Source organism: Halomonas sp. DP1Y21-3 (assembly GCF_019801245.1).
Classification (GTDB): domain Bacteria; phylum Pseudomonadota; class Gammaproteobacteria; order Pseudomonadales; family Halomonadaceae; genus Halomonas; species Halomonas litopenaei.
This window is the reverse complement of sequence record NZ_JAHVJM010000002.1, coordinates 32,511-53,767: the sequence shown is the minus strand read 5'-3', so window position 1 is coordinate 53,767 and position 21,257 is coordinate 32,511. Positions and strand designations below refer to the sequence as shown.

At 64.0% G+C, this 21,257-nt stretch carries 19 protein-coding genes; 11 read left to right on the top strand and 8 right to left on the bottom strand.

Features of this window, described 5'->3' with window-relative positions; genetic code table 11:
* Positions 1 to 112: 112 nt before the first annotated feature.
* Positions 113 to 718 (bottom strand): cob(I)yrinic acid a,c-diamide adenosyltransferase, encoded by a 606-nt coding sequence (cobO, locus tag KUV74_RS05610; protein WP_124803037.1) that lies wholly within the window; start codon positions 716 to 718, stop codon positions 113 to 115.
* 78 nt (positions 719 to 796) lie between these two features.
* Positions 797 to 2,359 (bottom strand): RimK family protein, encoded by a 1,563-nt coding sequence (locus KUV74_RS05605; protein WP_222515843.1) that lies wholly within the window; start codon positions 2,357 to 2,359, stop codon positions 797 to 799.
* Between the two features lie 306 nt (positions 2,360 to 2,665).
* Between KUV74_RS05605 and KUV74_RS05600 the strand changes: the two genes are divergently transcribed.
* From KUV74_RS05600 to pepN, 4 genes are all read left to right on the top strand, one after another.
* A complete protein-coding gene (locus KUV74_RS05600) occupies positions 2,666 to 3,298 on the top strand; it encodes a GNAT family N-acetyltransferase (protein ID WP_222515842.1) in 633 nt (210 codons plus the stop codon).
* A 27-nt stretch (positions 3,299 to 3,325) separates the two neighbouring features.
* Positions 3,326 to 3,811 carry a YajQ family cyclic di-GMP-binding protein gene (locus tag KUV74_RS05595; protein ID WP_045992571.1) on the top strand — a complete coding sequence of 162 codons (486 nt, stop codon included), beginning with the start codon at positions 3,326 to 3,328 and terminating at the stop codon, positions 3,809 to 3,811.
* A 174-nt stretch (positions 3,812 to 3,985) separates the two neighbouring features.
* Positions 3,986 to 4,366: a YbaN family protein gene (locus KUV74_RS05590; RefSeq protein ID WP_231498735.1), complete on the top strand. Its 381-nt coding sequence runs from the start codon at positions 3,986 to 3,988 to the stop codon at positions 4,364 to 4,366.
* Between the two features lie 123 nt (positions 4,367 to 4,489).
* A complete protein-coding gene (gene pepN / locus KUV74_RS05585; RefSeq protein WP_222515841.1) occupies positions 4,490 to 7,123 on the top strand; it encodes an aminopeptidase N in 2,634 nt (877 codons plus the stop codon).
* Between the two features lie 112 nt (positions 7,124 to 7,235).
* Here the strand turns inward: pepN and KUV74_RS05580 are convergent, their stop codons facing one another.
* Both KUV74_RS05580 and KUV74_RS05575 read right to left on the bottom strand, forming a co-directional pair.
* The gene (locus KUV74_RS05580) at positions 7,236 to 7,529 is read right to left on the bottom strand and encodes a hypothetical protein (RefSeq protein WP_222515840.1); all 294 of its coding nucleotides are present in this window, start codon (positions 7,527 to 7,529) and stop codon (positions 7,236 to 7,238) included.
* Positions 7,530 to 7,826: 297 nt separating this feature from the next.
* Positions 7,827 to 9,449 carry a cation:proton antiporter family protein gene (locus KUV74_RS05575; RefSeq protein ID WP_197037166.1) on the bottom strand — a complete coding sequence of 541 codons (1,623 nt, stop codon included), beginning with the start codon at positions 9,447 to 9,449 and terminating at the stop codon, positions 7,827 to 7,829.
* A 256-nt stretch (positions 9,450 to 9,705) separates the two neighbouring features.
* On the opposite strand from KUV74_RS05575, the gene yegS reads away from it, so the two are divergent.
* Together yegS and KUV74_RS05565 are read left to right on the top strand one after the other, a co-directional pair.
* A complete protein-coding gene (gene yegS / locus KUV74_RS05570) occupies positions 9,706 to 10,635 on the top strand; it encodes a lipid kinase YegS (RefSeq protein ID WP_045993797.1) in 930 nt (309 codons plus the stop codon).
* A gap of 448 nt (positions 10,636 to 11,083) precedes the next feature.
* Complete coding sequence (locus tag KUV74_RS05565) at positions 11,084 to 11,644, top strand: hypothetical protein (RefSeq protein ID WP_222515839.1); 561 nt, start codon at positions 11,084 to 11,086, stop codon at positions 11,642 to 11,644.
* 282 nt (positions 11,645 to 11,926) lie between these two features.
* On the opposite strand, the gene KUV74_RS05560 is transcribed toward KUV74_RS05565, so the two are convergent.
* Positions 11,927 to 12,133 carry a cold-shock protein gene (locus tag KUV74_RS05560; protein WP_045993796.1) on the bottom strand — a complete coding sequence of 69 codons (207 nt, stop codon included), beginning with the start codon at positions 12,131 to 12,133 and terminating at the stop codon, positions 11,927 to 11,929.
* A 357-nt stretch (positions 12,134 to 12,490) separates the two neighbouring features.
* Between KUV74_RS05560 and KUV74_RS05555 the strand changes: the two genes are divergently transcribed.
* Positions 12,491 to 12,916: an NINE protein gene (locus tag KUV74_RS05555; protein ID WP_045993795.1), complete on the top strand. Its 426-nt coding sequence runs from the start codon at positions 12,491 to 12,493 to the stop codon at positions 12,914 to 12,916.
* Positions 12,916 to 13,569, top strand: a complete 654-nt coding sequence (locus KUV74_RS05550) for a LysE family translocator (RefSeq protein WP_045993794.1) — start codon at positions 12,916 to 12,918, stop codon at positions 13,567 to 13,569. The genes KUV74_RS05555 and KUV74_RS05550 overlap by 1 nt, the downstream gene beginning before the upstream one ends.
* A gap of 158 nt (positions 13,570 to 13,727) precedes the next feature.
* Here KUV74_RS05550 and KUV74_RS05545 read toward each other — a convergent pair whose 3' ends face one another.
* Entirely contained in the window at positions 13,728 to 15,671 is a 1,944-nt protein-coding gene (locus tag KUV74_RS05545) for a transglycosylase SLT domain-containing protein (RefSeq protein WP_124803029.1), read from the bottom strand.
* 260 nt (positions 15,672 to 15,931) lie between these two features.
* Here KUV74_RS05545 and KUV74_RS05540 point away from each other — a divergent pair, with 260 nt between their 5' ends.
* From KUV74_RS05540 to htpG, 3 genes are all read left to right on the top strand, one after another.
* Positions 15,932 to 16,288 carry a YkvA family protein gene (locus KUV74_RS05540; protein ID WP_045993792.1) on the top strand — a complete coding sequence of 119 codons (357 nt, stop codon included), beginning with the start codon at positions 15,932 to 15,934 and terminating at the stop codon, positions 16,286 to 16,288.
* Between the two features lie 197 nt (positions 16,289 to 16,485).
* Positions 16,486 to 17,505 carry a PaaI family thioesterase gene (locus KUV74_RS20805; protein WP_261395135.1) on the top strand — a complete coding sequence of 340 codons (1,020 nt, stop codon included), beginning with the start codon at positions 16,486 to 16,488 and terminating at the stop codon, positions 17,503 to 17,505.
* A 222-nt stretch (positions 17,506 to 17,727) separates the two neighbouring features.
* The gene (gene htpG / locus KUV74_RS05525) at positions 17,728 to 19,632 is read left to right on the top strand and encodes a molecular chaperone HtpG (RefSeq protein WP_222515838.1); all 1,905 of its coding nucleotides are present in this window, start codon (positions 17,728 to 17,730) and stop codon (positions 19,630 to 19,632) included.
* A gap of 117 nt (positions 19,633 to 19,749) precedes the next feature.
* Here htpG and KUV74_RS05520 read toward each other — a convergent pair whose 3' ends face one another.
* Both KUV74_RS05520 and KUV74_RS05515 read right to left on the bottom strand, forming a co-directional pair.
* Positions 19,750 to 20,655 (bottom strand): tetratricopeptide repeat protein, encoded by a 906-nt coding sequence (locus KUV74_RS05520; protein ID WP_222515837.1) that lies wholly within the window; start codon positions 20,653 to 20,655, stop codon positions 19,750 to 19,752.
* Positions 20,655 to 21,155, bottom strand: a complete 501-nt coding sequence (locus tag KUV74_RS05515; protein ID WP_222515836.1) for a hypothetical protein — start codon at positions 21,153 to 21,155, stop codon at positions 20,655 to 20,657. Before KUV74_RS05515 ends, KUV74_RS05520 begins: the two co-directional genes overlap by 1 nt.
* Between the last annotated feature and the right edge of the window lie 102 nt (positions 21,156 to 21,257).

Below are 21,257 nucleotides of genomic sequence, written 5' to 3'. Positions count from 1 at the left end.
AGTGAAAAGGAACAGAGCCCGGCTGGCGTCGGGCTCTGTGTCGTCGGGTCGAGGGCATTTGTGCCGCGAGGTGCCTATCGTCGCTCGCGGCGCTTGCTGGCGTCGGGTGCGCTCAGAAGTCGATGCCGCGGCGGGCCTTGAGGCCATTGGTGAAGCCGTGCTTGACCTCCTGCATCTCGGTCACGGTGTCGGCCATGGCAACCAGTTCGCGATGGGCGTTGCGCCCGGTGATGATGACCGTCTGCTCGGCAGGCCGGTTGGCGATGGCCGTGCGCACGGTGTCGATGTCCAGGTAGCCGAACTTGAGCATGTAGGTGATCTCGTCGAGCACCACCAGGTAGACCTCGGGGTCGCCCAGCATGCGGCTGGCCTCCTGCCAGACCTCGCGGCATGCCTGGGTGTCCGACTCGCGATTCTGGGTATCCCAGGTGAAACCGGTGGCCATGATCGCCACCTCGAGGTTGTCGTCGGCCTCGAGACGGTCGCGTTCTCCGCACTCCCACAGTCCCTTGATGAACTGCACCACGCCCACCCGGTAGCCGTAACCCAGGGCGCGGGTGACGGTGCCCCAGGCGGCGGTGGTCTTGCCCTTGCCGTTGCCGGTAAACACCAGCATCAGCCCGCGCTCCTCGTCGGCGGCGGCGACCTTGGCGTCGACGTGGGACTTGAGCTTCTCCATGGCCTTCTTGTGTCGGGTGTTTCTGTCCTGCTCGCTCATGCCGGCTCCCGCTGTCTGGTCAAAAGCGCAGGGTAGCCGAGGCGGACGCCGGCGTCAGCCCGGATATGCCTTTCCGCCTCAGCCGGGATCATTGGCTGGAAGGCTCTGGCGTCCCGCCTGGGGCGAAGCCGTGTTGGCCGAGCGTGCCTGTCGGCGCGCCTCCATGCGCCTGGCGAAGACCTCCATCAGGCGATCGTAGAGCGCCGCACCCAGCACGCTGTCCTCGATGCCCGCATCGATGTTGGGATTGTCGTTGACCTCGATCACCAGCACACGGTCGCCGACCTGCTTGAGGTCGACACCGTAGAGGCCATTGCCGATCAGCCGGGTGGCCTTGAGCGCCGCACGCAGCACGGCGGCCGGCACCTCGTCGATGGGGTGGCTGCTGAAGCCGCCGCTGCGGGTGCGAGCACCGGAATAATCGTAGATCTGCCAATGGCCACGGGCCATGTAGTAGCGGCTGGCGAACAGTGGAGCACCGTCGAGCACGCCGATGCGCCAGTCGTATTCGGTAGGCAGCCATTCCTGCAGCAACAGCAGGTCCGAGCTCTTGAACAGGGTATCGGCTTCCCGAGCCAGCGATTCGCTGGACGTTACCTTGACGATGCCACGGGAGAAGGCGCCATCGGGGACCTTCAGCACCCTCGGGTAGCTGAGACCCTGCGTCTGCTCGAGGAGACGTGCTCGATCCGAACGCTTGAGCAACAGTCCCTCGGGAGCGGCGACCCCCCGGGTGCGAAGCAGTTCATGCAGATAGACCTTGTTGGTGCAGCGCAGAATGTCCTGGGGCGCGTCGATGACCACCAGGCCTTCGTGTTCGGCACGTCGGGCCATGCGCCAGGTGGGGTGGTCGAGGGCGGTGGTCTGGCGCAGAAACAGAGCGTCGAACTCGGCCAGCCGGGCGCTGTCGCGATGGGTGATCAGCGAGACATTGATTCCCTGGCGCCGACCGGCGCGGATAAATTGCTTGAGCGCGCCCTTGTTGCTGGGCGGCAGGTGTTCTTCAGGGTCGATCAACATGGCCAGGTCGAAGCGATAGCGCCTCCGCGCCCTGGGGGTACGCCAGATCTTCAGCGAATGGCGATTGAGGGCGCGAGCGAAGGCGTCCTGCTCGTCTTCATGAAGCCGCCCAAGCGCAAGCGGACGCAGCCGCACCAGTCGATAGCCCTGGGCGGTGCGATTCAGGCGCGCCTCCATCAGCGGACAGGGCAGGCGCTCGAACAGGCGGCGGGCGACGCGTGCCAGCAGGGGCTCGACGCATTCGCCGAACAGCACCCTGAAATGGACGTCATCGCCGAGTCGCTCGACTGCAGCGGGCCGGCTCAGCTCATCGAGCAGTCCGGTAAGGCCCTCGAGCTGCATGTCGGTGGTCGACTTGCGGCGCAGGGAGTTGAGGGTATCGACACTGGGGATCACTCTGGCGCCTCGCGCCTGGGCGAGCAGCGAGACATAGTAGCCTCGGCCCAGGTAGCCGAGGTCGGAACACAGGTTGATGACCTGTGCGCTGGTGGCGCCCGAGGTGGCCTTGGCATCGGCGATGTCCGCGGCGTCGACATAGTGGTCGGCGTCGATCACATCGTCACTGGGGTGGTAGGGCTGCCAGTCGCGCTGGCGGTCGACAACGATACGCAGGGCGCACATCGCAAGAATTCCTCGGCAAGGGGCGAGACAAGGGGCGAAACTGGGACGAGACAATGGCGGAGCAAGGGTGAAGCAAGGCCGAAACAAGGTGATAGCCCGAAGCCGGAGGACACCGCACGAGTCGGGGTAGAGGTCAGGGCCGACGGTGGCAGGATGCGCCTGGGTTGGCGGCAAAGCAATACGGCAAGAAAGTGAAAAATATTCATTTTGTCGACGGCTGACAGCGGCGTGTGGGCCAGACAGAATCAACAGATAACACACCTCGCCCGAGTCGGGCGTCGGGCTGCCGAGACGGGACCTCTCACTATGCCACTTGCCTTGCGTTCGGCCACCCCAAGCGATCTCGATGCCCTGGAGGAACTGGAGAGTCGCGGTTTTTCGGGGGACCGCTTCACTCGTCGCCAATTGCGCCACCTGCTCCAGCGCGCCCATGGGCTGACCCTGATCGCCGAGGACGCCGCCGGCTCCGTTGTGCCTCTCGGCTACGGTACCTTGCTGTTTCGTCGCAATAGCCGCGCAGCGCGCCTCTATTCGCTGTGTGTGGCCCCCGAGGCGCGTGGCCAAGGAGTGGGCAAGGCCTTGCTCGAGGCGCTCGAGCGTGATGGACGCAAGCGTGGCTGCGAGCGCATGACGCTGGAGGTGCGGGCCGACAATCGTGTTGCTCTCGGCCTCTATCGACGGGCGGGCTTTCGCCTGGCTTGCTGGCTCGACGACTACTACGAGGATGGCTGTGCCGCCTGGCGCATGGTCAAGTCGCTGGGCCTGTCTCGAGAGGAGCCTGCCGTCGTGCCTCAGGGTTCACCGTCCGTGGCAACTCCAGCGACATCTTCTGCGACATCTTCTGCGCCGTCTTCTACACCACCTTCCGAGCCGTCCTCCGTGACATCCGGGGAGGACTCGGTAGTGACACCCTGCGGGTCGCCGTCGATGGTAGACTAGCGTTTTTGTCAGCGGAGCAGAGCGAGCATGCCCTCTTTCGATATTGTGTCCGAATTCGATCGCCACGAAGCCCAGAACGCCGTGGACCAGGCTAACCGTGAGGTTCAGGGGCGCTTTGACTTTCGCGGTGTCGACGCCGGTTTCGAGCTGTCCGATGAATCCGTGGCGTTGCACGCCGAGGTCGATTTCCAGCTCAAGCAGATGCTCGACATCCTGCGCAACAAGCTGATCGCCAGAAGCATCGACCCACGCATCATGGACGTTCAGGACGCTGAGCTTTCCGGCGTCAAGGCGCGTCAGACGGTCGCCCTCAAGCAGGGGCTGGAGCAGAAGGAAGCCAAGGACATCGTCAAGCGCATCAAGGACTCGAAGCTCAAGGTCCAGGCCCAGATTCAGGGCGACAAGGTACGCGTGACCGGCAAGAAGCGCGATGACCTGCAAAGTGTGATGGCACTGCTGCGCGGTGATGAGGGCCCTGATCTGGCGCTGCAGTTCGACAATTTCCGCGACTGACAGGATCGGCGGCTGACATGTCTCTGTTGCCGGCATCGTGAGGCGAGTGGCCCTGCGGGTTCGGCAGGCTACTGGCCTGATAGCGGCGTCCGATTGGCCTCGTCGCACCTGCTGCGTTTCAATAAGTGAATTCTTGACCAATTGGCGTGGCGAGTGCGCCGCCGGAGTTCGCCCTTGATTTCCACCACCCGTCGCCTGGCCTGGCAGTTGCTGGCCTGGACCAGCTTTGCCCTCGGTGTCATCGGGGCCTTCGTGCCGCTGTTGCCCAGTACCTGCTTTCTGCTGGTGGCGGTGTGGGCGGCGTCGAAGGGGTCGCCGCGGTTCGCTCGCTGGATTCGCAGTCATCCTCGGTTCGGCCCTGCGGTGGTGGCCTGGGAAGAATCCGGTGCGATTCCCCGTCATGCCAAGTGGATGGCGCTGGCGATGCTGTCACTGTCGGTGGTGGTGCTGTTGATCACGGTGTCACTGTGGTGGTTGAAGCTTGGGTTGACCGTCATGCTGATAGGGATTGCCATCTGGATCGTGACCCGGCCCGAGCCCGCCTCCTCGTCCTGACGTCTTCCGCCTTGATCCGTTTCGCCTGATGGTTCCGACGTGCTCCGGGTCGCGCCGGTTCTTTGAGCCCGGCACGTCCGTACCCGTACAATATCGTCGACTTTTCTGATTGGAGCATCCCCGATGTCCGACCCCCAGCCGATCCATCTGAGCGACTATCGTCCGCCGGCCTACCTTGTCTCACGCACCGAGTTGACCTTCGACCTGGCGCCTGGCACCACCCGCGTCAAGGCACGCCTGCATCTGGAGCGTCATCCCGAGCGCGAGGCTGGTGCACCGCTTTGGCTGGATGGCGAGCAGCTTTCGCTCAAGGCCATCGCCATCGATGGCCAGCCGCTGGAGGAAGGCGAGTACGAACTGACCCGCAAGGGGCTGTCGATTACCGGTGCGCCGGAGGCGTTTGTTCTGGACACCGAGATCGAGATCTCGCCCGAGGACAATACCGCGCTATCCGGCCTCTACCGTTCCGGTGGCATGTTCTGCACCCAGTGCGAAGCCGAAGGGTTCCGCCGCATCACCTTCTACCCGGACCGCCCGGACGTGATGGCGACCTTCTCGACCACCGTGATCGGCGACCTGACTCGTGAGCCGGTGTTGCTGTCCAACGGCAATCCGGTGGAGCGGGGAGAGCTGCCGGATGGCCGCCACTTCGTGACCTGGGACGATCCTCATCCCAAGCCCGCCTACCTGTTTGCGCTGGTGGCCGGTGACCTGAAGAAGGTCGAGGATCGCTTTACCACCATGAGCGGCCGCGACGTCACCCTGCAGATCTGGGTCGAGGAAGAAAACCTCGACAAGACCGACCACGCCATGGGCTCACTCAAGCGTGCCATGCGCTGGGATGAAAAGGCCTACGGTCGCGAGTACGACCTGGACCTGTTCATGATCGTGGCGGTCAATGATTTCAACATGGGCGCCATGGAGAACAAGGGGCTCAACATCTTCAACTCGGCGGCGGTGCTGACCCACCCCAACACCGCCACCGACGCTGCCTTCCAGCGGGTCGAGGGAATCGTCGCCCACGAGTACTTCCATAACTGGTCGGGCAACCGCGTTACCTGCCGTGACTGGTTCCAACTGTCGTTGAAGGAAGGCTTCACCGTCTTTCGCGATCAGAGCTTCTCGGCCGAGGTCAATTCCGCGCCGGTCAAGCGCATCGAGGAAGTGTCGTTCTTCCGCACCGCCCAGTTCGCCGAGGACGCAGGCCCCACAGCGCATCCGATTCGCCCCGACTCCTACATCGAGATCGGCAACTTCTACACCCTGACCATCTACGAGAAGGGTGCCGAGGTGGTGCGGATGCTGTCCAACCTGGTGGGGCCGGAGACCTTCCGCAAGGGCTCGGATCTGTACTTCTCGCGCTTCGACGGGCAGGCGGTCACCATCGAGGACTTCGTCGACTGCATGGCCGAGGTGTCCGGGCAGGATCTCGAGCAGTTCATGCGCTGGTACTCCCAGGCGGGTACGCCGGAGATCGACGCCTTCGGCGAATACGACTACGCCAACTCCCGCTACCGCCTGATCCTGCGTCAGCGCACGCCGGCCACCCCCGGCCAGCCGGAGAAACAGGCGCTGCATATCCCCATTCGCCTGGGCCTGGTCGGCACCAAGAGCGGCCGCGACCTGTCGATGACCCTGGACGGCGAGAGCCTGGGTAGAGACGCCGTGATTCATCTGCGTGAAGACGAGCAGGAGTTCATCTTCACCGATATCGAAGAGGCTCCGGTGCCCTCGCTGCTGCGCGGGTTCTCGGCGCCGGTCAAGCTGTCCTTCCCCTATTCGCGGGAGGATCTGGCCTTCCTGATGGCCCACGACAGCGATGGCTTCAACCGCTGGGACGCCGGCCAGCGGCTGACCCTGCTGGCCCTCGATGATCTGATCGCGGCCCACCGCAATGGCGTCGAGAAGGTCATGGATACGCGCCTGGTCGAGGCCTTCCGCGCACTGATCGAGGAAGGCAATGACGACAAGGCGGTGCTGGCCGAGATGCTGCAATTGCCGAGCGAGGCCTACATCGCCGAACAGCAGCCGCTGGTCGACGTGGACGCCATCCACGCCGCGCGCACCTTCATCCAGCAGTCTCTGGCGCAAGAGCTGCGTGACGAGCTGCTGGCACTGTATCGCGACAACCAGAGCGACGCCGCCTACGCGCCCACGCCCGAGCAGATCGGCCAGCGCGCCCTGAAGAATGTCGCGCTGTCCTACCTGATGAGCATCGAGGACGAGGTGGCGATCGAGCTGGCCCAGGCCCAGTTCGAGGCCGACCACAACATGACCGACGTGCGCCAAGCGTTGACTTTGCTGGTCCACAGTAGCCGCTCGGATATCGCCGATCCGGCACTCAAGGCCTTCGGGCGCAAGTGGTCCCACGATCCGCTGGTGATGGACCAGTGGTTCAGCCTGCAGGTGACCCGTCCCCAGGCGGACGCCCTGGACCGGGTCCGCTATCTGATGGAGCACCCGGCCTTCTCGCTGAAGAACCCCAACAAGGTGCGCGCGTTGATCGGTGCCTTTGCCGGGCAGAACCGGGTCAACTTCCACCGCCTGGATGGCGAAGGCTATCGCCTGCTGGCCGACGTGGTGATCGAGTTGAACCGGCTGAACCCCGAGATCGCCGCACGCATCATCACGCCGCTGACCCGCTGGCAGCGCTTCGACGAGGCTCGCCAGGCGCTGATGCGCGCCGAGCTGGAGCGCATCCGTGGCGAGGAACTCTCGCCCAACGTCTATGAGATCGTGGAAAAGGCGCTGGCCTGATGTAGCGACGACGATCGCTGCTGGATCCACCGTCACAAATGCCAACGCCGCCCCTCGGGGCGGCGTTGTGCTGTGTGCTACCGGCTCGGCTGGCCTTGAAGACCGTCCTGCCTCAGGGCAGCAGCATGCCCAGGATCAAGAGGCCCAGCAGTGCCCACAGCAGGGCGGCGATGGGGGAGCCTGTGAGGATCGCGCGTAGACCCCGCCAAAGAAAGAAAAGGCCCAGCACCAGCAGCGCCAGGGTGAAGAAGGTCGGTGCGATGCCCAGCGAGCGAGACAGGCCGTCGATAAAGCCGGCGGCGGCGTCATCGATGCTGTTGAAGAAGGTGCCCAGGGTATCGACCACAAAGCGAATCAGGGTGCCAAGGGCCTCGCCCAGCCAGGTAAAGACGTCTTCCACCGCCATGCATCCTTGTCGTGGAGCTTGCAAAGGGCCTCGGCGCGCGCCTTGAGCACGAGCCTTGGCCATGGGAGCCCCGAGTATCCGCATCCGACCTGTCCACGGCAAGCCCCGTGGCCGAGCGCGTCTGGGTGTTGCACAGGTCTGCGCGCGCCACTTGCTAGGGCTTGTCTGAAAAGTGCCTGCGCTCGGTAATACGGCGTTAAAAATCGGATCAACATGCTCATTTACACCCCGTAAACTGCGCTGTCTCACCGATTTTTGCCTTGTCTAACCTTCGCTCGTCGACTTTTCGGACAGCGCCTAGCCGAGTTGTTCGGTACGCGAGATGATTCCCGCTTCCTCCGCCGCGCTGTCGGCCAGGGCGCGGCCGGCCTCGTCGTAGACGTGGTAGACCGCGTGGGCGCCCAGTTCGCGGATGGTGTCGATCTCCTCCAGGTACTCGACCACGGCGGTGATCTTGCCCGGGAAGTGGCGGCTTCGCAGCTGCTTCAGGGCGAACAGGTTACCGGCATGGTGGGGCATCGCCAGCACCACCAGTTCTACCTGAGAGGACATCAGCATCTTGTCCCAGAAGTCCGAGTCTACGGCGTCGCCCTCGACGATATTGAAGCCCTTGTCGGCCAGCATCTTCACGCTCTTGGGATTGGAGTCGACCCCCAGCACCTTGAGTCCATACTCCTTGGTCAGGCGACGGTAGACGCTGCGACCGATACGGCCCATGCCCAGCACCACCGCTTCGGCGTCGCCGACCTCGATGGGGCGGTCGCTGGGGGACAGCGACGCCTCGTCGACCGGTGGCAGGCGTGGCTCGAGCCAGCGGTAGAACTGCTCGCTGACGGCATTGAGGATCGCCGATACCACGAAGCTCAGCGCGACCGCGAGCGACACCACCACCAGCCACTGCGGCGCCAGCCAGCCGCTGGATACCGCGATGGCGCCGACGATCAGACCGAACTCGGAATAGTTGCTCAGGCTGAGGGTGGCCAGCACCGAGGTACGGTGGCGCATGCCGAAACGCATCAGAATAAGCTGGTAGAGCAGGCTCTTCAGCGGCAACAGCGCCACCAGCAGCAGGGCGATGCCGAACAGCGACCAGCTGGGCAGGGCGGTAAGGCCGATGCTCAGAAAGAAGCCGACCAGCAGCAGTTCCTTGATATTGAACATCGAGCGCGACAGCGTCTGGGCGGCGGGGTGGGGCGCCAGCAGCATGCCGATGATCAGCGCCCCGAGATCCCCTTTGACGCCGACCGCCTCGAACAGGCCGTAGCCCAGCACCAGGGCCATCACCACGCCACACAGCATCTGCATCTCGCCGTGGCCCATGCGGTCGAGCAGCCGCCGCAGCAGCGGCGCCAGCGGCAGCAGCGCGAACAGGCCCAGGGCCCAGGGGCTCGGCAGCTTGCCGGTGGAGGCGGTGAGAAAGATCACCGCAAACAGGTCCTGCATGATCAGGATACCGATGGCCAGGCGTCCGTAGGCCGCATGGGTCTCGCTTCGCTTTTCGAGGACCTTGACCACGAAGACGGTACTGGAGAAGGACAGGGCGAACGCCAGCACCAGCAGCGTGGTCAGGTCGAGTCCGGCGAGCAGACCGTTGGGTGACGTCAGCCAGCCGAGGGTGACGATCGCCTTCAGGACAGCCAGAATACCTACGAACAGCACGACGCTTGCCAGCATATGCAGGCTGGCGCCTCCCCAGACGTCCGGGCGCAGCAGGGTCTTGACGTTGAGCTTGAGACCGATGGTAAACAGCATCAGGGTGACGCCAAGGTGGGCGATCAGCGTCAGGACCGGCGTTTCGTCGTAGCCGAGTGCATTGAGGATGAAGCCACCGGCGAGAAAACCCACCAAGGGTGGTAGTCTGAGGGCCATGGCGGCCAGGCCTGAAACAAAGGCGGTCAGCACAAAAATTGGTTCAATCATGCAGGAACTCGGTCGCAAAGGGGGGCGTGTCTTGATCAATTGTAAGGGAAATACGGGTCAAGTCAGCGCTATGGCTGCGATTGTGCCCGTCCCGCAACAGCATAGGTGCGGCGTCGGCAGCAGGACGTGGCTAGGCCGGCAGGTATCGGATCGCCGCTGCGGGCCTCCATGCCGGGGGAAGGATGTGATGAAATAGGCGCCGCACAGGGAGGATGTGCGACTTTCATGAACCTCATGTGAAAAAGGAAGCGTCAGGATGACCCAGCCGCCGGGCACCAATCGGCTGATCCTCAACGGACAATCGGCGCAATTGCCGGAAGTGCGAAGCGCTGTCTTCGCCTGTCGGCGAGGCGGCCTCGATGTCGATGTGCGTGTCACCTGGGAAAAGGGCGACGGCGAACGCCAGGCTACCCAGGCTGGACGCGATCGGGTCAAGCGGGTCATCGCCGGCGGTGGTGACGGTACCGTGCATGAGGTGGTCAACGGGCTGATGCAGTTGCCGCGCGAAGAGCGTCCGGAGCTTGCCATCATGCCGTTGGGCAGCGCCAACGACCTGGCCAAGTCCCTGGGCCTGCCGCTCGGCCAGGCAGCGTCGCTGGACGCCGCCTGTCGTCTGCCCAGCCGCTGGGTGGATGTGCCAAGGATGAACGATCGCTATTTCATCAACATGGCCACCGGTGGTTTCGGTGCCGAGATCACCACATCGACACCGAAGCCACTCAAGCGCTTGATGGGCGGGGGAGCCTACTCGGTGTTCGGTGCCTTCAAGGCCTGGCGCTATCAGCTCTACCAGGGCCACCTGGCCTGGGATGGCGGGGAGAGTCGAGCGGGCATCTTTCTGCTGGGTATCGGCAATGGCATCCAGGCCGGTGGCGGTCAGCAGTTGACGCCGGCGGCGCGACTGGACGACGGCCTGTTCGACGTGCTGCTGGTGCGTGACTTCCGCTCGCTGCGCCAGCTTCGGGCGATGATGCAGGAACTGCGGGCCAGGCCCTACCATGGGCAGTACGTCGACGCCTTTCGCAGCGCCTGGTTGCGCTTTGAAGCCGATGGCGAGGCGCGCCTGCCGCTGACGCTGGACGGCGAAGCCTGCTATCAGCGCGCGTTCGAGGCCCGGGTCATGCCGTTGGCGCTGCGTCTGACCATGCCCGACAGCTGTCGAATGGCCTCACCCCGGGGAGAATGATCAGGGCGGGAGCCGCCATAGACGTCGCCCGATAGGCGAGATTGCGGCGTGCTGCAGCGTCAACGCAAGTTGCGTGGCCGGGGTGGCTTTGGTGCAATAGCGCGCGATCAATCATGGAGATTGGGCGCATGGACAAAGGCTTTATGGAGAGAAGACGATGGCAATGACCCCTCGAATGGCGGCGGCCCTGGTGGCACTGAGCGTACCGCTGTGGCTGGTTGGGTGTGATGGAGAGGAGCCCCCGGCGTCTCAGAGTGAGCCTTCCGCTGTTCAGGAAGAGCCTTCAGCTGCTCAGGAAGAGCCGTCAGCTACTGAGGAGGAGCCCTCAGCTACTGAGGAGGAGCCTTCAGCCACTGAAGAAGAGCCCTCAGCTACTGAGGAAGAGCCTTCAGCGACTCAGCAAGAGCCCTCAGCGACTCAACAACAGCCATCCGATTCCGAGAGCGGGATGTCCGCAGCCCAGTCAGAGTCATCGAGTGAAGCGGCGTCGAGCGGGGCCGGCGGGGCGGAGAGCGATAGTGGCGCCGACGGAGCCAACGTAGACCTCGGCAGCAGCGCCACCGACACCCTGGAGCAGGGCCAGGCGCTGCCGGGGGAGAGCACCGAGTCAGATGTCGATGCCATCCTGGAGGAGACCGAGCGTCGCTTCGAGGAAGCGCAACGCAAGATCGACGAGACCTATAAGCAGGCCGAGGCAACGAGCGCTACCCAAGGCACACCGGACAGTGAAGGGCAGCCGAGCGACGCAGGCGGAGAAGAAGCCTCGGCACCCTCGGTGCCGGATCCTGTCGAGGAACCGGTGCAACTCGAGGGATCGAGCGAGGAGGTCGACGCCATCCTTCAGGAAACCGAACGCCGGTTCGAGGAAGCCAAGCGCAAGATCGACGAGACCTTCGAGCAGGCCGAGCGCCAGGTCCCCGAGGAGGTGCCCGCCGACGCGGACGCGTCCTTCGATGCCGACGTCAACGCCGAAGGCGACGTCGAGACCCGTACCGACAATGCGCCCTGAGCTGGTATTGGCAGGGCATCAGGTCCGGGTGGCTTAGTCAGGGCTTAGTCATGGCTTAGTCATGGGCCCAAGGCGTGCTAGCAAGCTCTTACGGCACCTGATCGGCCCCCCGGCAGGCTCTGCCGACCAACAAGAAAGGCCCACCGTATGGTGGGCCTTCTTGTCGCATGATCGAGGATCGTCACAACTTGCGGCAATCCTGCTCAAGCGCTGTTGCTTCACGGGGTGGCTAGATCACGCAGAATGCGATCTCCCCGTGACAAGGTCAGACAGGCACTAGGCTCAGTCGGCGACCTTGATGTTGGAGGCCTGAAGGCCTTTCTTGCCCTGAGTCACCTCGAAGGAGACCTTCTGGCCGTCCTGCAGGGACTTGAAGCCTTCAGCCTGAATCTCGGAGAAGTGGGCGAACAGGTCGTCTCCGCCGTCGTCCGGAGAGATGAAGCCGTAGCCCTTGGTATCGTTGAACCACTTGACAGTGCCAGTTGCCATTGTCGATTTCCTTAACTCGCTAAATGATGGTGCAGGCTCAACCACCCGGGGAGCTTTTCTCCCGTCGTGTGGTCTGAACCCTGTTGCGTGGGCATGACAAGAAAGAAGGGCGCATTGCGTGTTTCGACAATAGAGCGATCGAACTACCACTGCTGACGTTTCTACTTGCTGTCCTACGCTGCGGTCGAGTTCGCGATTCCGATTACCCGGGAAACGACACCTCTGGTGTCGACCACCCCTGGCAGGCGAGAATGGCTTACCTCGACTCGCCAAGTTACTGTAGATCGAAAGGCCAGCAGCGTCCAGCCGGACGCCCGTTGCTGCCTCTTAACGGAAAAGATGACACAAGGAATTCACATGACTGCCCCCGTGATCCATAGCGACGATACCCACTCCAAGGTGGTGGGCTACCTGTTGTGGCTGTTCGGTTTCCTCGGCGCCCACCGGTTCTATTACGGCAAGCCGGTGACCGGCACCATCTGGTTTCTGACCCTCGGACTGTTCTTCATCGGCTGGATCATCGACCTGTTCTTGATCCCGAGCATGGATCGCGAGGCCGACCTGCGGTTCCGCGGTGGTCCCACCAACTACACCCTGGCCTGGGTGCTGCTGACCTTCCTCGGGGTATTCGGCCTGCACCGTTTCTACATGGGCAAATGGGTGACCGGCATCATCTATCTGCTCACCGGTGGTCTGTTCTTGATCGGTATCCTCTACGACTTCTGGACGCTCAACGACCAGATTTCGCTGAAACACTCCGATAGCCTCGAGTCCGTGCGCTGATGGAAGGCTGGATCGATGCCCAGTTGCTGGGCTTCGTGGTGGCGATCACGCTGTTGAGCGTCACTCCCGGGGTCGACACCTTGCTGGTGATTCGCAACACCGCTCGGGGCGGTCTGCGCGACGGTGTGCTGACCAGCCTGGCGATCTGTTCGGGGCTGTTCGTCCACGCCACCATCTCCGCCCTGGGGGTATCGCTGATCCTGCTGCAGTCGGCCTGGGCGTTTTCGGCGTTGAAGATGATCGGGGCCGGCTACCTGGCCTGGCTGGGAGTCGCCAGCCTGCGTCAGGCCTGGGCCGGCAAGGGGCTCGCGGTGTCGGCGGCGAGTGGCGCCCGCCGCCAGCGCGTGTCGCCGTGGCGGCCGCTGCGCGAGGGGTTGCTGTCCAACGTGCTCAATCCCAAGACGGTGGTGTTCTACATGGCCTTTCTGCCCCAGTTCATCGCCCCCACGGATCCGGCCTTGCTGAAGTCCCTGTGGCTTGCCGGTATCCACTTCGTGATTGCCAACCTGTGGCAGATCCTGGTCGCGGTATTGGTGGGCAGCGCCAGCCACTGGCTTGCTCGGCCGGCGTTCTCGCGCGTGCTCAACGGCTTGACCGGTGGTGTGCTGGTGGCGTTCGGGGTCAAGCTGGCGTTGACGCGAGCGCCGTCCTAAGCCGACGCGATCGGCGCGGAGGCCAATAGCCCGAGACACAGGCCAGCGAAGCTACCGCAAAAAACCGGACCTCGACAGCAAGAACCCCCGACCACAGGCCGGGGGTTCTTGCTTTCCGAGGCGATCTCACCTCATCGACGCACCGGGGCTCCGCTACATCATCGACGTACCATGGAACCGTCGTAGCGCGAGCTCTTCTCGGCCGCTGTCAGCACCTGCACGCCCTGGGTCGAGCCCTGGGCCAGGCTCTCGAACACTACCCGGTACTCGAGCACCGCGCGGACGTAGCGGCGGGTTTCCTTGAAGGGGATCTCCTCGACGAACAGGTCGAATTCGCCCGGCGCGCGGGCAAGCCAGGTGTCGACCCGGTGGGGGCCGGCGTTGTAGGCCGCCGCCGCGGCGATACGGTTGCCGCCGTAGCGCGCGATCATGTCACGGATATAGGTGCTGCCCAGACGAATGTTGGTGGCCGGGTCGAGTACGCCGTAGGGTCCAGGATCACCGATGCCCACCTGGCGTCCCACCAGGGCGGCGGTACCCGGCATCAACTGCATCAGGCCCCTGGCCCCGGCGGGTGATAGCGCCTCGGGGTTGTAGGCGCTCTCGCGACGGGCGATCCCCATCAGCAGGTAGGGGTCGACGTTGTTGGCCTGGCCCCAGCGGCGGAAGTCCTCCCGGTAGGCTTCGGGAAAGCGCCAGGGCAGGGCGTCGAGCATCTTGCCGACGATGGTCGTCTGCACCAGGCGTACGTGCCAACCGCGTCCTGCGGCGTAGTCCGCCAGGCGCCGGGCGTCGGTGGGGCCTGCGCTGCGTACCGCGTGATTCCACTCGAGGTTGGCAAGCCCTTCCTGTCCGACGCGCAGCAGCGCCTCGGTGCGACGCACCGTCGGCCAGCCGGCGACCTGGGCGCGCTCGGCTTCGCTGAAACGCGTGTCTTCCATGTTGAGATCGTAGGACTGGCCGAGGCGGTCGGCGGCGACGAAGCCGAAGAAGTCGCGTTGACCCGCTGCCCGGGCGTAGGCGGCCTGCGCGTCTGCCTGCTGCCCGCGCAGGGCCAGCGCGCGGCCCAGCCAGTATTGCCAGCGCGCCTTGGCCTGGGTCTCGGCGGGCATGATGCCAACGGTGCGCTCGACGGCGGCCCAGTCGCGATCGCGGATGGCCAGGCGTGCACGCAGTTCGAACACCTCCGGATCCTGCTGGCCGGCCAGGGCGCCGTCGATCCAGCCGAGCAGGCTGCGCTGGTCGCGGCGCAGGGCGTAATAGATGATCTCGCGCTCCAGCGCCTGGCGAGACTGGGCCGGCAGGCTCACACTGCCGGAGACCTGCTGCCAGGCGGACAGCGCCGCCGCCGGGGATGACTCTGCAGTGGCGATGATGGCGGCCCGCACAAAGGAGGCGGTGCCGGCGCAGTTGGGGCCGACGCAGCGCGCTACGCTTGCCAGTCGCGACGGGTTGGCGGCCACGCTTTGCTGCGCTGCTGCAGCGGAGCTCCAGGCGGGTCCCAATTGACGGCCAAGATAGCTGACCAGTCCGTCTTCGCCGTTTTCCCAGGCCAGCATCATGCGCTCGAAGATTTCCGTGCCACCGATCTCGCCGCGGGCGCGCAGGGTGGAGAATAGGGAGTCGCAGGCATCCGGCTGGGAGCGACCCACCAGCCATAGTTCGCGGCCGCCCTGAGCGGCGACGGCGGGGCTTTGGCCCAGTTGCGCGGTGTAGTAGTAGCACTGCTCGGCGGTGGTCTCGGGAACGCCGCCGGCGACGGCCAGCAGATCGCCGTAGCGCCCGGCCTTGCCGTAGCGCAGGATGGCCTGCTCACGCATCCAGTCACCCAGCGGCGCATCGGCATTGGCCGAGATGTAGCTGAGAACTTCCTGAGGGCTGGCGTTGGGCAGGCGATCGCGCAGACGATAGTACGCCACATAGCCGGCCAGTTCGTGGCCGCGAATGGCGGCGTCGTTGATGTTGTGGAAGTTGCCGCTACGGGCGGCTTCCAGGGCGCTGCGCATGGCGCCGTCACTGCCCTGGGCGGTAGCCGTCAATGGCATGCACAGTGCCGTGGCTGCCACCAGCGGCACGAGGCGACGAAACAAGGCGAATGGCATGGAGACCCTCCTGGTCTGTGAAGAAGAAGACATTGCTGCCTTTTTGTGCCGTAGACGGCGAATCGATGTCGGATCGAAGCCACATGGTGACCGAACCGGCGGGCCTTGAACAGTTGCCCGGCCAGGTTACGAGACTTGACCCCGGTCAGCTTCGCCCCCATGTTGCGATAAGACGACGTCGACGCCATGAAGATAGCCGTTGACACCCGATAAATACCATCGGCAATCGTTGGTGCTGAATTGAGTCGAGGAGACTATCCATGGCCCTGTTTGATCGAATCCCCGTTATTGGTCGCTTTACCCAACGCACCCGAGCGTTCAAGCATATAATGCGGGCGCTCAAGCTGTTTATCCCGATGCTGCAGGACGTGCTCAGCGGTCGCTACCGCCCGGTGCCCTGGGCGGCTTTCGGCTGGATGGCGGTGGCCTTTGCCTATCTGGTGTCACCGCTGGATCTGATTCCCGATGTGCTGCTGCTGTTCGGTCTTCTCGATGATGTGGTCATCGTCGGCTGGTTGCTGACCAAGGTGGACAATAGTCTGGCCGACTATCGCGCCTGGCGTGGTATTGGCGAGGACGATGCTCCGCGGGAGGAGCGGGATATCCACGACATCTAAGGTGCCTTGTTCTTGGTTTTCTGGCTCGAAGTGTGCGGATTCGAGCTTTTTGCGTTTGCTTCAGGATACGTTCGTCTGTTTCTGACGCTTGGCGAGCATTTGGCGGGTAAAAGGTAAAAATGCGGACCAAGGACGTATTGTGGCGTTGGCGGGCTGGGTCTAGATTGTCAGTCAAACGTTTGAATTCGAGCCCGCTCATGTCCTCCTCGCACCGCACTCTGCAGCCACCCTCCGTGTCGCTCTGGCGGCAGGCGCTTCAGCGCTTTGTCGATGTCATTCCACATACCCAGGCGCTCGGCATGCGCGTCGTTGCGGTGGATGCCAGCGGCGTCACCTTATATCTGCCCGGGGGCGCCGAGTTATGCGGTGATCGCTCGAGAAGCCTGGTGCACAGCGGGGTGCTCAGCGTACTGCTGGACACCGCCTGCGGTGCCTCGGTCCTGCCGGCACTGCCAAGTCCTGAGGTCTGTCCCACCCTGGATCTGCATATCAGCCATCGTCGCCCTGCCTGTCAGGGGGCGTCATTGTGGGTACGTGCCGAAGTGGAGGCCATCACCGACTCGGTGGTGTTCACCGAGGCCCGAGCCTGGCAGCAAGAAGGACAGGTGGTGGCCTGCGCCCGCGGGCACTTTGCCCGGCTGGGGCCGCGCAACACGCCAGCAGGTTTTGCCGAGGCCATGTTCGCCGGTCTTGTGGAAGACGAGGGCGATCCCCTTATCGAAGAGAAGGCCCCAGTTGGCGATGCCGCCAGTGTCGCGATAGCGTCGGCTCCACACGAGAGTGTCAGCGGCTTGCTGGAACGTGGGCGTGCCAGCGGTGAGATCAACGCCTGGCTTGGCGAGGTGCCCTACGCCGACTTCATCGGGGTGAAGGAGGACAGCGATGAGCGCGGCAGGCGCTTTGTACTGGAGACGCGTCCCCACAACGTTGGCAATCCGATGCTGCCGGCGCTGCACGGTGGTGTGGTGTCGGCCTTTCTGGAGACTGCGGCAGCGCTGGATACCCTGGCGCAGACCCGTGAGCCGCGCTTGCCGAGGCTGGTCAACGTCACCGTGGACTACCTCAGTTCGGCCGGGGTGAAGCCAACCTACGCGCGTTGTCGCCTGGTGCGCGAAGGGCGGCGCATGGCCAATGTCGAGGCATGGGCATGGCAGGACGACGAAGACGCGCCGGTTGCCCGGGCTCGCTTGACCTACGTGCTGGGGGCGCCGGCGTAGGTGAGAGCCGGCCCGGGCAGCCTTTAGCCGGGTGACCACGGCCAGGGACGTCGGCCCAGGTCTGGCCAGCCTTGACTTGGTGGCGCCAGCCTTGAAAAGCGCAGCACGGACCCCATATCGATTGTCATCTTGAATGACGTGCGGCGCGAGCCGTGCACTCTGGACCGCCAGCGAGCCATCGCTGGCCCGGAAATCGCCATGTCGAAAGGGGTTCGATCTACCATGACCACCGCTACCCACGAAGAAACCCTGGGCTTTCAGACCGAGGTCAAGCAGCTTCTCAACCTGATGATCCACTCGCTGTACTCCAACCGCGAGATCTTTCTTCGGGAGCTGATCTCCAACGCCGCCGACGCCTGCGACAAGCTGCGTTATCAGGCGCTGGACAATGATGCGCTCTACGAGGGCGACAGCGAGCTGCGCGTCGAGATCGAGCACGACAGCGAGGCCGGCACCGTCACCCTTCGTGACAACGGTATCGGCATGAACCGCGAGGACGTGATCGCCAACCTGGGCACCATCGCCAAGAGTGGCACCGCCGAGTTTCTCAAGCAGCTTTCCGGCGAACAGCAGAAGGACGCCCGGCTGATCGGCCAGTTCGGGGTCGGCTTCTATTCTGGCTTTATTGTCGCCGACGAGATTACCGTGCGTACCCGCAAGGCCGGTGACGCCGCTGATGCCGGCGTCGAGTGGCGCTCGAAAGGCGAGGGCGAGTTCGTGGTCGCCGAGATCGAGCGCGAGAAGCACGGCACCGAGATCATCCTCCACCTCAAGGAGGACGCCAGGGAGTTTGCCGACGACTATCGCCTGCAGAGCCTGGTGCGCAAGTACTCCGACCATATCGAAGTACCGGTGAAGATGCCGCGTACCGAAAAGGCCACCGACGACGATGGCAGCGAGGTCGACGGTAGCGAGGTCACCACCTGGGAGACCGTCAACGAGGCGACCGCGCTGTGGGTGCGGCCCAAGAGCGAGGTCTCCGAGGACGAGTACAAGGCCTTCTACAAGCACGTGGCCCACGACTTCTCCGACCCCTTGACCTGGAGCCACAACAAGGTCGAGGGCAACCTGGAGTACACCAGCCTGCTGTACGTGCCGGGCCGCGCACCCTTCGACCTGTACGAGCGTGACGGTGCCCGTGGGGTCAAGCTGTACGTCCAGCGCGTGTTCATCATGGACGACGCCGAGCAGTTCCTGCCGCTGTACCTGCGCTTTATCAAGGGGGTGCTGGACACCCGCGATCTGTCGCTGAACGTATCCCGTGAGCTGCTGCAACAGGACCCGAAGGTAGAGAAGATCAAGTCCGCGCTGACCAAGCGTGCCCTGGACATGCTCAAGAAGCTGGCCAAGGACAAGGAAGCCTACCAGACGTTCTGGAACACCTTCGGTTCGGTGCTCAAGGAAGGTCCGGCGGAGGACTACGCCAACCGCGACAAGATCAGCGGCCTGCTGCGTTTCTCTTCCACCCACACCGACAGCGCCACCCAGGATCAGTCCCTGGCCGACTACGTGGAGCGGATGAAGGAAGGTCAGGACAAGATCTACTACATCGTCGCCGATGGCTTCAACGCCACCAAGAACAGCCCCCACCTGGAAATCTTCCGCAAGAAGGGCATCGAGGTGCTGCTGCTCCACGATCGCATCGATGAGTGGCTGATGAGCCATCTCACCGAGTTCGATGGCAAGAAGTTTGCCGATGTTGCCAAGGGCGATCTGGACCTGGGGGACGTCGAGGACGAGGACGAGAAGAAGGCCCAGGAGGAGACCGCCAAGTCCAAGGAGGATCTGGTCAAGCGGGTCAAGGAAGCGCTCGGCGAGGAGGTCCAGGAGGTCAAGATCACCCACCGCCTGACCGATTCACCTGCCTGCGTGGTGCTACCCGAGCACGAGATGGGCTTCCAGATGCGCCGTATCATGGAGGCTGCGGGCCAGAGCCTGCCCGAGGTCAAGCCGATCCTCGAGCTCAACCCGGACCACGCCCTGGTCGCTCGCCTGGAAGGGGCCGACGGTGACGGCTTCGGTGATCTGGCGCGGATCCTGCTCGATCAGGCGATCATCGCAGAGGGTGGTCATCTCGACGATCCGGCCGCCTACGTCAAGCGTCTCAACGCCCTGCTGAGTGCCTGACAAGCTGGCTGCCTACGTCAAGAGCTCAAGCGCCCCAACCACGACGCCACCTTCGGGTGGCGTCGCTGCGTTCAGGCAACTGCAAGGCGACGTCCTTGCCGCGCCGATGGCGGTTGTTCAGTGTTTCAGGCTGGCGAAGAGGTCGGGGCACTGGCGCTGAAGCTCCCTGTCGTCGAGCATGGCCTCACGCTGACGCTGGATGGCGTGACCTCGGCGCTTGAGCACCGCATCGATGTCATCGCCGCTGGCGCAGCTCACCTTGAGCAGGTTGATCAGTGCGTCCAGCCGCTGGGGAGAACTCGCCAGGGCCGCCTCGATATCCGCCCGGGCCCTGTCGTACTGGCCCAAGCGGTAGTAGGCGTAGCCGCGGTAGGAGAGCGCGTCGTTGTTGTTCGGGTCGATCGCAAGCGCCCGGGTGTAGTCGGCCACCGCCCCCTCGAAGTCGCGCTCGATGCGCTTTTCACGTCCTGCGCTGACCTGCTGCTGGGCCGACTGCATGGGGGCCTGGCGGGTGATGATGGTCAGGTAGCGCGGGGCCACGTCGCTGCCGAGGGCCAGTGCGGCCTCGAAGTAGCTTCGAGCCTTGTCGAGCTCTCCGGCGGAAAAGGCGTTGATGCCAGCGTTGTTGAGAGCCTTCAGGCGCACCTCACGCAAGCCGTCATGACCTTGACTCGCCCTGAGCGCCTGCTCGAACAGCGCTGAGGCGTCAGCGTGGCGGCCTTCCCGATACAGAATCCAGCCCTGGGCGTTCAAGCCTTCCATCCGGGCCAGCGGATCAGGACTTTCGAGCAGAGGCCGTAGTTCGCGCAGGGCGGCCTGGTTGTCACCCTGCTGCAACAGCGCCTTGGCCCTGGACAGCGGGGCCTGCTGGGCAATCACCGGCCACGCCACCCCGACGCTCAGCAGCACGATCAGCAGGGCGTTTATCGTAGACGTGGGGTGGCGCCGTCGTTTTCCCTTCGCTGGCCCGGCCAGGTCTGTCGCCATCGCGCGCGACGCCAAGGCGCCCTGCCTGTTCTTCATTAGAAGCCTACCTGCGGAGAATCTCGCTCCGCTGCAGCGATGACGTCGGCCAGTTGGCTCTTCAAGGCGTCGCGCTCCTGCTCGATGGCGATCAGCCGGCCGTGCAGATCGTTGTTCAAGATGCGCAGCACATTGTCGTCCTGGACCTTCAGCACGACCGTGCCCCGGCCATCCAGCGGCATGTCCCGCTCCTGCAGACGGATGACCGGCAGTACGCCTTCCGGCGGGGCGATGGAAAGATTGACCTGGCTCGAGGGTTTCATCATTGCCATGGCCAGCCCGCCGACGAAGAACAGCAGACTCAGCGCCATGAACAGCCTGGCGTTCTTGGAGATCTCCTGCAGATAGCGAATGCGCAACTCGGTGCCCTCACTGGTCTCGCCAGAGCGCTCATTGAGCAACAGGGTGTGGGTCTTGTTGAGCAGGTGGTAGCCGAGGATCAGCAGCACCACGGCGAAGCCTGGCAGACCGTACTCCAGAAGCGTGGGAAAGCTGTTCATCACGGGCACCCGGCGGTGGGACAGGGCTCAGGCCTACGTATGCCCTTGTCAGCATAGCGCAGGCGGCCGTCCTCGCCGCGCGAAATTGGCCTGGTACAGGTT